Here is a 12,437-nt window from a genome sequence, read left to right as displayed (position 1 = left end):
ATGGCGGACAGGTCGGGGCACCGGGCTGCGCCGGGGGTCCGGCCGCCGGGGCCGCTTGCGTATCGTGTCGGTCATGAGTGAGAAGCCGGCGGGGGACGGCGTGTGGTGGTGGGCGCGCAGGCGCAGCGCGGTGCTGGACGTGGGCCTGGCGGTGGCCTCGGGGCTGGAGTGCGCCGTCGGCGCGTACGGGCTGCTCCGGGACCGGCTGCACTGGGGGACGCCCGTCACGGTGGTGTGCGTGGTGCTGGGGGCGCTGGCCGGGGCGTCGCTGGTGGTGCGGCGGCGGTGGCCGGTGGTGCCGGTGGTGGTGGCGCTGGTGTTCGTGCCGGGCTTCTTCGGCGTGATGCTGCTGGTGGTCTCGCTGTACACGCTCGCCGCGACCTGGGAGTGGCCCTCGCGCCGGGCCCGGGTGGTGGTGCTGTCGGCGGTCGCGACGGTGGAGACCTTCGGCATGGTGCTGTTCGCGATGACGGCGCCCACGAAGGCCCCGCCCGCCGAACCGCTCCCGCCGACCTGGGTGTTCGTGCTGATCGCGGCCTTCGTCGCGGTCGGCATGGCCGTCGCCCCGATGGTGACCGGCCTGTACGTGGGGGCGCGGCGCCGCCTGGTGGAGTCGCTGAAGGACCGGGCCCAGGGCCTGGAGACCGAGCTGACGCTGCTGGCCGAGCAGGCCAGGGAACGGGCCTGGCGGGCCCGGGCCGAGGAGCGCACCCGGATCGCCCGGGAGATGCACGACGTGGTCGCGCACCGGGTCAGCCTGATGGTGGTGCACGCCGCCGCGGTGGAGCGGATCGTCCCCAAGGACCCGGCGAGGGCCCAGCAGTCGGCCCAGCTGATCGGCGAGACCGGACGGCAGGCGCTGGACGAGCTGCGGGAGATCCTCGGCGTGCTGCGGATGACCGAGCCGCAGGAGCAGGTGGAGGCCCCGGTCGGCGGCCTGGCCGAACTGCCGGAGCTGGTCGAGCAGTCCCGGGTGGCGGGCATGGCGGTGTCGCTGACGGTCAGCGGCGAGCGCCGGGCGTACGTCGCCGAGGCCGAGCAGACCGCGTACCGGGTGGTGCAGGAGGGCCTGACCAACGCGCACAAGTACGCGGGCGGGGCCCGGGTCTCGGTGCTGCTGGCGTACGTGCCCAACGGGGTGCGGGTGTCGGTGGTGAACGAGTGCCCGGGCGGGGCGGCGGTGCCGGTGGCGCTGCCCAGCGGGGGCAACGGGCTGGTGGGCATGCGCGAGCGGGTGGTGGCGCTCGGCGGGGCGTTCCACGCCGGGCCGGAGGGGGACGGCGGGTTCCGGGTGGAGGCGGTGCTGCCGTCCCGGCTGCGGCGCGCGGTGGCGCCCCCGGCCTGACGCGGCGCCGGGCCGGGCGGGCGTCAGCCGGGGTCGGACGCGGTGCGCAGCCGGTGCGGGGCGTGGCCGAGCACCAGGGTGCCGATCGCCCGGTCCACGCTGGCGCCCAGGTACCACTCGCCGGTGTGGTCGAGGCTGTACACCCGGCCCTGCTCGTCGATCGCCAGCAGCGCCTGCCCGTACAGCTCCTCGCCCAGCGGGGCCAGCCGGGTGTCGAGGGCGCGGCCGAGGTCGGCCAGGGTGCGCGGGGCGTGCAGGCCGCAGCGCGGGTCGAGCAGGAACGGGGTGCGGGCCAGGGTGGCGCCCGCGCCCGGGACGTCGAAGGCCAGGCCGCCGAACTCCGCCCAGGCCTCGATCGCGGCCGGGAACACCGCGTGCTGCGGCTCCTGCGGGCCGCCGTACGCGACCAGGGCGTCGGCCCACTGCTCGGCCTGCCGGATCTCCCAGCGGCCGGGGTGCCAGCCGGCCTGCTTGAGGGCGGCGGCCACGTCGGCCGGGAACCGGGGCTGGGTGCGGACGGTGCTGGCGTTCAGGGCGTGCTCCGGGAGTGCGGGGACGGGGGCGGGGTGCGCGGCGGAGGCGCGTGCGGGCGCGCGCTCGGCGGCGGCGCGCTCAGCGGCCGGGCGGGCCGACCGCGACGCTGGCCACGTTCAGGTGCTCCAGCAGCGGGGCGCAGGAGCGGCACGGCGGCGCGTGCGTGCCGTGCGCCGGGTCGCCCTCCTCGCGGATCCGCAGCGTGGTCATCCGGGCCCCCTTGAGCGCCTTGCGGGCCTCCTGCACCGTCATCGGCTTGCGCGCGGCCCGCTTCGAGCGGGACGCGTCGACCTGCCCCAGGTACTGGGACAGCAGCGCCGCCTCCGGGCAGCGGCCCACGAAGCGCTCGCGCTTCTCCACCGGCAGCCCCGCCAGGAACTCGCCGACCAGCGGGTGCAGCATCGGCGCCGGCTCCGACTTCTCCCCGGCCAGCGTGTGCACCTCGCCGCCGCGCAGCGACAGCGCGGCCGCGACCGCGGGCAGCAGGCTGTCGCGCTGGTGCCGCAGCACGGGCGGCGGGCCCGACTGGTCCATGACTGCTCCTCGGCATCGGTGCGGTGCGCCGGCAGTTCTCCGCTGCCGGGGGTCTGCTGACGGACGGTGGATCACGCAGGGTAGCGAACCCCACTGACAGGGGATCCTCACCCGAGAGCATCCAGCCTGCCAAACCGATTCGGGCCGCGCCGCGCCGGGGTACGGACACGGGGCGTGCGGAGGTGTACGGAGGGCCGAACTCCCGCCGCACGCGCCCCTGCTGGCCTTCACCGGTTTTGCCGATTGTGACCCGATGGGCCCGGCCGGGCCGGTACCGTTCGAGCGACGCGGCGGCAAGGGGGGTCTTGCGATGGGGTCGAACGTCGTGGCGCACGAGGCGCCCGGGGAACACGTGCCCACACCGGGCAGCACCGAACGCCCGCCCGACCGGCGGATCGGCCTGGCCGTCGTCGGCGCCGGGTACTGGGGACCGAACCTGGTCCGCAACGCGCAGCAGACCGCCGCCCTGCGGCTGCACTGGCTGTGCGACCTCGACGAACAGCGCTCCCGCAGGGTCCTCGGCGAGTACTCCACGGTCGCCGCCACCACCTCGTACGCGCAGGTGCTCGCCGACGAGCGGGTCCAGGCGGTGGCCATCGCCACCCCCGCCGGGGCGCACCACCGGCTGGCCCGGGCCGCCCTGGAGGCGGGCAAGCACGTCCTGGTCGAGAAGCCGATCACCACCACCGTCGAGGAGGCCGCCGACCTGGTCGCCCTCGCCGAGGAGCGCGGCCTCGTCCTGATGTGCGACCACACCTTCTGCTACACGCCGGTGGTGCGCCGGATCCGCGAGCTCGTGCACGGCGGCGAGATCGGCGACGTCCAGTTCTTCGACTCGGTGCGGATCAACCTCGGGCTGGTCCAGCCCGACGTCGACGTGCTGTGGGACCTCGCCCCGCACGACCTGTCCATCCTCGACTTCGTGCTGCCGCCGGGCGTCGAACCCGTCGGCGTCAGCGCCCAGGCCGCCGACCCGATCGGCGCCGGACGGGCCTGCGTGGCCTACCTGACGCTGCGCCTGTCCAACGGCGCGCTCGCCCACTGCCACGTCAACTGGCTCTCCCCGACCAAGGTCCGCACCACCCTGATCGGCGGCTCCCGCCGCACCCTGGTCTGGGACGACCTCAACCCGCAGGCCCGGCTCGCCGTCCACGACCGCGGCGTCGACCTCACCCCGCCCGACGAACTCACCGACGCCATCCGGCACCGCGCCCTGATCTCCTACCGGGTCGGCGACGTGGTCGCCCCCGCCCTGGTCGAGCAGGAGGCGCTGCGCAACGTCATGGGCGAGTTCGCCGCCGCCATCACCGAGGGCCGCGCCCCGCTCACCGACGGCCGCGCCGGACTGCGCGTGCTGCGCCTGCTGCACGCCGCCTCCCGCAGCCTCGAACTCGGCGGCGCGACCGTCCCCGTGGACACCGCCGCCGACGCCGGGCCGATCACCCGCCACCGCACCGCCGAACAGAAGGCCGCCGCCCGATGAACGCCGCCGTCCCCCTCGAGGGCTCCCGCTGCCTGGTCACCGGCGGCGCCGGAACCATCGGCTCCACCGTCGTCGACCAGCTGGTCGAGGCCGGGGCCCGCGAGGTCGTCGTCCTCGACAACTTCGTCCGCGGCCGCACCGCCAACCTGGCCCGCGCCCGCGAACTCGCCGCCCCCGGGCAGCTGCGGGTCGTCGACGGCGACATCCGCGACCGCGCCCTGCTGCGCGAACTGCTCGGCACCGGCACCGACCTGCTGTTCCACCTCGCCGCGATCCGGATCACCCAGTGCGCCGCCGAACCCCGGCTCGCCCTGGAGGTCATGGTCGACGGCACCTTCGACGTGGTCGAGGCCGCCGCGGAGACCGGCGTGCGCAAGGTGGTCGCCTCCTCCACCGCCTCGGTCTACGGCCTGGCGGACACCTTCCCCACGCCCGAGACCCAGCACCCGTACCACAACGACACCCTGTACGGGGCCGCCAAGGTCTTCAACGAGGGCCTGCTGCGCAGCTTCCACGCCATGCACGGCCTCGACTACGTCGCCCTGCGCTACTTCAACGTGTACGGCCCCCGGATGGACGTGCACGGCCGCTACACCGAGGTCTTCATCCGCTGGATGGAGCGGATCGCCGCCGGGCAGCCTCCGCTGATCTTCGGCGACGGCGCCCAGACCATGGACTTCGTCTACACCGAGGACATCGCCCGGGCCAACCTGCTGGCCGCCGCCGCCCCCGTCACCGACCGGGTCTACAACATCGCCTCCGGCACCGAGGTCTCGCTGCGCGGCCTCGCCGACGCCCTGCTCACCGCCATGGACTCCGACCTCGACGTCGAGCACGGCCCGGCCCGCGACACCGCGGGCGGCGTGGTCCGGCGGCTCGCCGACATCTCCGCGGCCGAGCGCGACCTCGGCTGGAAGCCCGAACTCGGGCTGGAGGACGGGCTGCGCAAGCTCGTCGCCTGGTGGCGCGAGCAGAGCTAGCGCGCAGCGCGCAGGACGCCCGCGGGAGCCGGCCGCGCCCGGGCGGGGGTGAACCGTCCACGGGCGCGGCCGCCCACCCTGCGCGATGCGAAGGAGCACCACCGTGTCCACCATCCCCGTCATGGTCCCCTGGCTCGGCGACGAGGAGGCCGAGGCCGCCGCCGAGGCGGTCCGCTCCGGCTGGGTCGCGCAGGGCCCCCGGGTGGCCGCCTTCGAGCGGGCGTTCGCCGAGCACCTCGGCGTCCCGCACGCCGTCGCGGTCTCCTCCTGCACCACCGCCCTGCACCTGGCGATGATCGGCGCGGGCGTCGGCCCCGGCGACGAGGTCGTGGTGCCCTCGCTGTCCTTCATCGCCACCGCCAACGCCGTCACCTACGTCGGCGCCACCCCGGTCTTCGCGGACGTCGACCCGGCCACCGGCAACCTCACCCCCGACACCGTCGCCCCGCTGCTCACCGACCGCACCCGGGCCGTCGTCGCCGTCGACCAGGGCGGCGTCCCGGTCGACCTGGACGCGATCCGGGCCCTGGTCGAACCGCGCGGCGCCGTCGTCGTCCAGGACGCCGCGTGCGCCGCCGGCTCCGTCTACCGCGGCCGACCGGCCGGCGCGGGCGCCGAGATCGCCGCCTACTCCTTCCACCCGCGCAAGCTCCTCACCACCGGCGAGGGCGGCATGGTCACCTGCCGGGACGCCGCGCTCGCCGCCCGGCTGCGGCGCCTGCGCGAGCACGGGATGAGCGTCTCGGCCGCCGACCGGCACGCCGGGGCGGCCGGGGCCGGCATCGTCGAGACCTACGACGAGATCGGCTTCAACCACCGGATGACCGACGTCCAGGCCGCGATCGGCCTGGTCCAGCTCGGCAAGCTCCCCGCGATGGTCGCCCGCCGCCGCGAACTCGCCGACCGCTACCGGGACCTGCTCGGCCCGGAACTCGCCGCCCGGCTGGTCGGCGACCCGGCGCACGGCACCTCCAACTTCCAGTCGCTGTGGCTGCTGCTCCCCGAGGACGCCCCCGACCGCGGCGAGGTCCTCGCCCGGCTGGCCGCGGACGGCGTCTCCGCCCGGCGCGGCATCATGGCCGCCCACCTGGAGGCCCCGTACAAGGGCACCGCCCGGGTGCCGCTCCCGGTGACCGAGACGATCACGTCGCGGACGCTGATCCTGCCGCTGTACCACTCGCTCACCCACGCGCAGCAGGACCACGTCGTCTCGGCGCTCAAGGCGGCCCTGGGCCGCTAGGGCCCGTCTTCAAACCCCCGCCTGCCCCACGATGCCTGGCACGCCCTCTCGCCGCACCGGGCGAAAGGCCAAGTACAGCCAGTACGAGGCCTTCCACCCGGCACGCCGAGAGCACGCACCAGACACCGCAGGGCTGCGACGGGGGTTTGAAGACGGACCCTAGGCCCCCCTACCCCCGAAAGGTTCTGCCCACATGACGAACATCCCCCTGGTCGACCTGCACGCCTCGCACGCCGAGATCGCCGACGAGGTCCGCGCGGGCTTCGACGCGGTGCTGGCGAGCGGGGCCTACATCAAGGGCCCGGACGTGGCCGCGTTCGAGCGGGAGTACGCGGCGTTCTCCGGGGTGGGGCACGCGGTGGGGACGGCGAACGGCACCGACGCGCTGGAACTGGCTCTGCGCGCACTGGAGTTGAAGCCCGGCGGCGGGGTGGTGCTGCCCGCGAACACCTTCGTGGCCACCGCCGAGGCGGTGGTCCGGGCCGGGCTGCGGCCGGTGCTGGTGGACGTGGACGAGGAGCACCTGCTGATCGACGTCGAGCAGGCCGCCGACCGGGTCACCCAGGCCGTCGCCCTGCTGCCCGTCCACCTCAACGGCCAACTCGCCCCGGTGGACCACCTGCTGGAGGTCGCCGACGGGCTGCCGGTGGTCGAGGACGGCGCCCAGTCGCAGGGCGCCACCCGGCACGGCCGCCCGTCCGGCAGCTGGGGGCGGATCTCGGCCACCAGCTTCTACCCGGGCAAGAACCTCGGCGCGTACGGCGACGCGGGCGCGGTGGTCACCGACGACGCCGAACTCGCCGACGCGGTCCGGCTGATCGGCGACCACGGCTCGGCCCGCAAGTACGTCCACGAGAAGTTCGGCTTCAACTCCCGGATGGACACCCTGCAGGCCGTGGTGCTGCGCGCCAAGCTCCGCCGCCTGCCCGCCTGGAACGAGGCCCGCCGGGCCGCCGCCGAACGCTACGACAAACTGCTCGGCGGCCTGGACGGCCTCACCCTGCCGCGCACCCTGCCCGGCAACGAGCACGTCTGGCACCTGTACGCGGTGCGGGTCGACCGCGACCGCGACGGCGTGCTGGCCGCCCTGCAGGAGGCCGGGATCGGCGCGGGCGTGCACTACCCCGTCCCCGTGCACCTGCAGCCCGCCTTCCGGCACCTCGGGTACGCCGAGGGCGCGTTCCCGGTCACCGAGCGGGCCGCCGGGCAACTGCTCACCCTGCCGCTGTTCCCGCAGCTCACCGAGGGCCAGCAGGCCCGGGTCGCCGAGGCGCTGGCCGCCGCGCTGCGCCGCCGCTGACCCGCGCCGGGCACCCGGTCGGCCCCCGGCCGTCCGGGCCGCCGGTCAGGGTGGGCCCGTGCCCCGAACGCGAACGGCCGTTGCCCTACGCTGGTCCCCGAGGAAATCGGCTTCTGCCAGTGGGGGACCACAGATGACGACAGGTCGGCCCGGCACCGCCGCCGTGCCCAACGCGGCGTACGCGGGCCAGGTGGTGCAGTTCCCGGACCCGGTCCGGGCCCAGCGGCACCCCCGGGGCGTGCGCGTCGACGAGAACGGCCACCCCGACTTCGCGCCGTACGCGGCCGCCGCCGCCGAGGTCGCCGACCCGCCGGAGGGCTTCGGCGTCGACGAACTGCGCCTGACCGACTACGTGTCGGCGAACGCCGCGCTGTACACCCAGGGCCACGAGCTCTGGGCCGACCTGGAGAGCGCCGTCGCCACCCCGCCCGGCTGGACGTGGCACCACGTGGTCGGCCGCGCCCCCGCGGGCTGGCGCCGGATGGAACTCGTCCCGGTCGAGGTCAAGGCCCTGCTGCGGCACCACGGCGGCCTGGCCAACTCCACCGCCGACCACACCCGCCGCGGCACCCGCCCGCTGCAGGACCGCCGCCCCGCGCACTTCGCCCTCGCCAAGGACGGCGGCGACCCGCTCGTCGTCACCGAGGACCTCGTCCAGCGCGCCGAACAGCGCCTCGGCCACCCGCTGCCCACCGCCTACCGGGACTTCCTGAAGCTCACCGGCGGCCGCGGCCCGGCCGGCGTCGCCCTCGACGTGGACCTCGGCCTGCTGGTCGACCAGCCGTTCCTCACCCTGAGCGAGGAGTACGGCACCCAGGACCTGGTGTACGCCAACAAGTGCCTGCGCGACCACCTCACCAAGGACCACCTCGCCGTCGCCTACCTGCAGGGCGGCCTGCTGACCGTCAAGGTCCGCGGCGAGGGCACCGGCTCGGTCGGCTTCCTGCCCCACGACGACGCCCGCGACGACGGCTCGGACGAGTCCGTCGAGCAGCGCGTGCAGCGCCTCCTGCTGCCCTGCGCCGACAGCTTCGACGCGTTCCTGCTGCGCCTCGCGGGCAGCCCCGCGGAGCTGGAGACCGTCGCCGAACTCATGGTGGACGGCGGCTTCGCCCGCGCCGTCCCGGTGAACTGACCAGAACGACGAGGGTGGGACGAGACGTGGTGACCACGTACGCGCAGGCGCAGGAGACCGCCGAGGACTGGATCAACGCCGGGGTGCCGCGCTCGCAGCACCGCGAGGTGAAGGTCCGCGAGTTCGACCTCGGCTACGTCTGCTGGGCCGTCGACGGCAGCGAGCACACCGGCGGCCCCGGCACCTCGCTGCGCCTGGTGATCGCCCGCGACGGCGGCGCCAGCACGCTCTGGCCGCCGCTGCCGGTCAACGAGGTGGTCCGGCAGTACGAGGAGCTGTACGGCACCGAGAGCGCCCCCAACCCGGCGGGCGCCGCCAAACCGGTGCGCGGTGCGGTCGAGGCCACCTCCTTCCTGCTCAGCCCCCCGCAGTGGCTGCAGGAGGCCGGGGCCGCCGCGATCGCCGCCGAGGCCGACCGCCTGGGTGCGCCCGCCGCGGCGGCGCCCGCCGCCCCCGTGGCGCCCGCCCCCGCGCCCGCTCCTGCGCCCGTTCCGGCTGCCGCGCCGGTGCCGCCGCCCGTCCCGGTGCAGCAGGGCGGGCAGTTGCCGGAGCCCGGCGGGGAGGGACCGAGCTACTTCACCGGCACGCCCGGCACGCCCGGCACGCCCGGCACGGGCCTGCCCGTGCCGCCGCCGCCCGGCGCTCCGGGCGGCCCCGCCGTGCCCGGCTCCGAGGACGCCACCGTGCTCGCCCCGGGCGGTCTCGGCGTCCCCGTGCCCGGTGCCCCCGCGCCCGTGCCGCCCGGCGCCACCCCGCCGTACCCGGTCGGCGGTCCGGCCACGCCGGTGCCCGGCACGCCCGTCCCGCCCGCCGCCCCCGTCCCGCCGGGCCCGCCCGTTCCGCCGGGCCCGTCCGGCCCCGGGGTCAACTACGCGGCCACCATGCTCGCCACCGACGGCCCGCCCGGGCTGATGGGCCTGCCCGGCGCCCCCGGCCCCGGCCAGCCGCTGCCCGGCACCCCGCAGTTGGGCCGCGGCGGCCCCGGCGTCCCGCCGCCGCCCCCGCCGAACGACCTGCTGCCGTCCACCGGCGGACCCGCGCACGCCCAGTTGGGCCGCGGCGGCCCCGGCGCGCCCCCGCCCCCGCCGCCGAACGAGCTGCTGCCCCCCGGCGGCGGCCCCGCCGCGCACTCCGGCGGCCGCGGCGGCCCCGGTGCCCCGCCGCCGCCCGCCCCGGCGGGCCTGCGCGCCGAGGGCGCGCCCGGCGCGCCCGGTGCCGCCCCGGCGCCCGCGGCCGCCGCGGTCGCGTACCAGGCGACCCAGCTGGCCCCGGCGATCGAGCTGCCGCCGGGCGCGACCCCGCCGTTCCCGATGCCGGGCGCCCCCGGCCAGCCGTTCCCGGGCGCCCCGGCGCCGCAGGGCGCGCCGCCGTTCCAGGCGCCCCCGCCGCCGCCGCCGTTCCCGGGCGGCCCGCAGCCGGGTCCGGGCTTCCCGCCCGGAGCCCCCGCGCCGGTGGCCCCGCCGCCGGCCGGTCCGCCGACGGTCGGCCCCGGCACCACCGCGGTGGTCAACTACCGGGGCCCGGACGGCTCCGAGCTCAACCTGGTGATGACCTCCGAGCTGGGCACCCCGCACCCCGAGTGGAAGGCCCTGCAGGAGCTGCGCCGCCTCGGCGTGCCCGCCGACCAGGTGCTGGAGGTGCACACCGACCTGGAGCTGTGCGACCTGCCCGGCGGCTACTGCGCCCGGATGGTGCGGGCGTCCTGGCCGAACGCCCGGATCAGCCACACCGCCCCGTACGGCCGCGACGCCGCGTCCCGGCAGGCGGGCATGAACGTGCTCAGCGAGCACGTCGAGCAGCTGCACCAGCTGGTGTCGGCACCGCCGCGCCCGCGCACCGTCCGGGTGCCGCTGCCCGCGCCCGGCACCGTCCCGCAGCAGCAGCCGCCCGCGCCGCCGCAGCAGCTCGCGGCGGAGTTCGGCGCCCTGTTCGGCCCCTCGATGTTCCGGTTCGAGCAGCGCGCGGTGGCCCGGCAGGGCGTGCCGGAGCCGGTCGCCCAGACGCTGATGTGGGTCGGCCTGCCGCGCGAGTTCGCGCCGTTCTTCTGGGCCCAGGCGCAGGAGGGCCGCCCCATCCCGACGCTGGCCGAGCTCGCCGCCGAGCGCGGCCTGCCGCCCGGCCCGGACTTCGGCGGCTACCTGGTGCTCGGCAACGACTACGGCCGCCAGCTGTGCGTCCAGTACGGCACCGCCGCGGTGGTCGCCGTCGACCTGGAGAACCCGGCCGAGCCGCCGCGCTTCGTCAACACCGGCGTCCCCGAGTTCGTCGGCTGCCTGGCGGTGCTGGCCCGGATGTGGCGGCTGCGGCTGGGCCTCACCCCCGAACAGGCCGGACGCTGGACCACCGACCTCCAGGCCCAGCTGATGGCCGTCGACCCGGCCGCCGTGCACACCCCGGAGAGCTGGTGGGCGGTGCTCGTCGAGCAGTTCTGGGACGGTCTGCTGTAGTGCCCCGCCGCGCGGCCGGTTTCCCCGGCCGCGCGGCGGCCCTGTTTGGTTTGCGTTCGTATCTGCGCAAAATAGGTCAATGGGACGGTTCACCCCGACCCACCCGAACCACGCACCCAGCGGGGCCGCGCAGCCCGCGAGCACGAGGAGAACAGCCGAAATGAGCGACGCCGTGTCCCAGTACGGCTTCACCCCGTCCCGGCGCGGCTACGCGCCCGACCAGGTCGACGCGGCCGTCACCGCCCTCATCCGCGCACGCGACGAGGCCTGGGAGCGGCTCAGCGTCCTCGGCGGCGGCCTGCGCGAGATGGAGAAGCGCCTCGCCGACATCAAGCAGGCCGCCGAGGACGCCCCCGACCCGGACTTCGCCGAGCTCAGCGACCAGGCCGCCGCCCTGCTCGGCATCGCCCTCAACGAGGCCGACGCGATCCACGCCAAGGCCGAGCGCGCCGCCGAGGACGCCCGCGACTCCGCCCACGAGGCGGGCGAGGCCGCGGCCAAGGCGGCCAAGGAGTACGCCGCCAAGCTGCGCGAGGACGCCGAGCAGTTCGCCCGCCGCACCGACGAGCGCAGCCGGGCCGAGGCCGAGCGGATCCGCGCCGAGGCCGACGCCGAGTGCCGCGCCCTGATCCACGCCGCGACCGGCCACGCCGCCCGGGTCCGGGTCGCCGCGGCCAACGCCTCCGAGCAATCCGAGAGCGCGCTCGCCGAGCGCCGCCGCAAGGCCGACGAGGAGTTCGCCGCCGCCGAGGCCGCCGCCGACGCCGCCGTGGCCAAGGTCACCGCCGCCGCCGACGCCCGGGTCAAGGAGGCCGAGCAGCACCGCGAGGCGATGCTCGCCGAGGCCCGCCGCCTCGACACCGAGGCCCAGGCCAAGGCCGACGCGGCGCTCGCCGCCGCGCGGGAGAAGGCCGACCGGATCAGGGCCGCCAGCGAGCGCGAGCAGGCCGACTTCGCCAAGCGCCTCGACAAGGTCCAGACCCACCTCGACCACATCAAGGGCACCCTGGCCTCGCTCACCGGCGCCGCCGTCGGCGCCATCGAGGACCCGGAGGACGCGGCCGAGGCCGTCGCCGCCAAGAAGGCCGACCTGGCCAAGGCCCCGGCCACCGACCAGCCCACCACCGTGCTGGGCCCGGTCAAGCCCAAGCAGGAGGACCCGCGCAAGCCCTACGCGCCCGCGGCCCCCGCCCAGCCCCCGGCCCCGCCCGCCAAGCCCGCGAGCTTCGCCAAGGAGCCGCTGCCCCCGAAGCCCGCGACCGCCCCGGCGGCCGCGCCGGAGACCCGCGCGAAGCCGGAGCCGAAGGCCGACGCGAAGCCGGACGCCACCGTCGAGGAGCGCATCGTCCCCAAGATCGTCATCGTCGACGACGGCATCGACCACGACACCCGCCCGGACCGCAACCGCATCCAGCGCCGGGGCTGAGCCCGGAGCGAGG

The 12,437-nt window shown here is 76.5% G+C and carries 10 protein-coding genes; 8 read left to right on the top strand and 2 right to left on the bottom strand.

All coding sequences use genetic code 11. The features are described from left to right. The first annotated feature begins 73 nt into the window (after nucleotides 1-73). Nucleotides 74-1,345 carry a sensor histidine kinase gene (locus ACFY00_RS21190; protein ID WP_388032953.1) on the top strand — a complete coding sequence of 424 codons (1,272 nt, stop codon included), beginning with the start codon at nucleotides 74-76 and terminating at the stop codon, nucleotides 1,343-1,345. 23 nt (nucleotides 1,346-1,368) lie between these two features. Here ACFY00_RS21190 and ACFY00_RS21185 read toward each other — a convergent pair whose 3' ends face one another. Then, nucleotides 1,369-1,833 carry an SUKH-3 domain-containing protein gene (locus ACFY00_RS21185; RefSeq protein ID WP_388032954.1) on the bottom strand — a complete coding sequence of 155 codons (465 nt, stop codon included), beginning with the start codon at nucleotides 1,831-1,833 and terminating at the stop codon, nucleotides 1,369-1,371. Between the two features lie 124 nt (nucleotides 1,834-1,957). Then, nucleotides 1,958-2,413 (bottom strand): YwqJ-related putative deaminase, encoded by a 456-nt coding sequence (locus tag ACFY00_RS21180; protein WP_388032955.1) that lies wholly within the window; start codon nucleotides 2,411-2,413, stop codon nucleotides 1,958-1,960. Nucleotides 2,414-2,723: 310 nt separating this feature from the next. Between ACFY00_RS21180 and ACFY00_RS21175 the strand changes: the two genes are divergently transcribed. The 7 genes from ACFY00_RS21175 (at nucleotide 2,724) to ACFY00_RS21145 (ending at nucleotide 12,424) form a co-directional block, all read left to right on the top strand. Beyond that, nucleotides 2,724-3,896 carry a Gfo/Idh/MocA family protein gene (locus ACFY00_RS21175; RefSeq protein ID WP_388032956.1) on the top strand — a complete coding sequence of 391 codons (1,173 nt, stop codon included), beginning with the start codon at nucleotides 2,724-2,726 and terminating at the stop codon, nucleotides 3,894-3,896. Next, nucleotides 3,893-4,876: an NAD-dependent epimerase/dehydratase family protein gene (locus ACFY00_RS21170; RefSeq protein WP_388032957.1), complete on the top strand. Its 984-nt coding sequence runs from the start codon at nucleotides 3,893-3,895 to the stop codon at nucleotides 4,874-4,876. Before ACFY00_RS21175 ends, ACFY00_RS21170 begins: the two co-directional genes overlap by 4 nt. A 103-nt stretch (nucleotides 4,877-4,979) precedes the next feature. Next, on the top strand, nucleotides 4,980-6,116 hold the full coding sequence (locus ACFY00_RS21165) for a DegT/DnrJ/EryC1/StrS family aminotransferase (RefSeq protein WP_388032958.1): 1,137 nt from the start codon (nucleotides 4,980-4,982) through the stop codon (nucleotides 6,114-6,116). Nucleotides 6,117-6,309: 193 nt separating this feature from the next. Continuing rightward, entirely contained in the window at nucleotides 6,310-7,416 is a 1,107-nt protein-coding gene (locus tag ACFY00_RS21160; protein WP_388032959.1) for a DegT/DnrJ/EryC1/StrS family aminotransferase, read from the top strand. Between the two features lie 133 nt (nucleotides 7,417-7,549). Continuing rightward, nucleotides 7,550-8,551, top strand: a complete 1,002-nt coding sequence (locus tag ACFY00_RS21155; RefSeq protein WP_388032960.1) for an SMI1/KNR4 family protein — start codon at nucleotides 7,550-7,552, stop codon at nucleotides 8,549-8,551. Nucleotides 8,552-8,565: 14 nt separating this feature from the next. Beyond that, on the top strand, nucleotides 8,566-10,998 hold the full coding sequence (locus ACFY00_RS21150) for an SUKH-4 family immunity protein (protein ID WP_388032961.1): 2,433 nt from the start codon (nucleotides 8,566-8,568) through the stop codon (nucleotides 10,996-10,998). 160 nt (nucleotides 10,999-11,158) lie between these two features. Then, nucleotides 11,159-12,424, top strand: coding sequence for a hypothetical protein (locus ACFY00_RS21145; RefSeq protein WP_388032962.1), 1,266 nt, complete (start codon nucleotides 11,159-11,161; stop codon nucleotides 12,422-12,424). Nucleotides 12,425-12,437 lie beyond the last annotated feature (13 nt).

Source organism: Kitasatospora sp. NPDC001540 (assembly GCF_042894345.1).
In the GTDB taxonomy this organism is placed as follows: domain Bacteria; phylum Actinomycetota; class Actinomycetes; order Streptomycetales; family Streptomycetaceae; genus Kitasatospora; species Kitasatospora phosalacinea_C.
The sequence above is the reverse complement of the archived record's forward strand: the minus strand, read 5'-3'. Positions and strand labels throughout refer to the sequence as shown.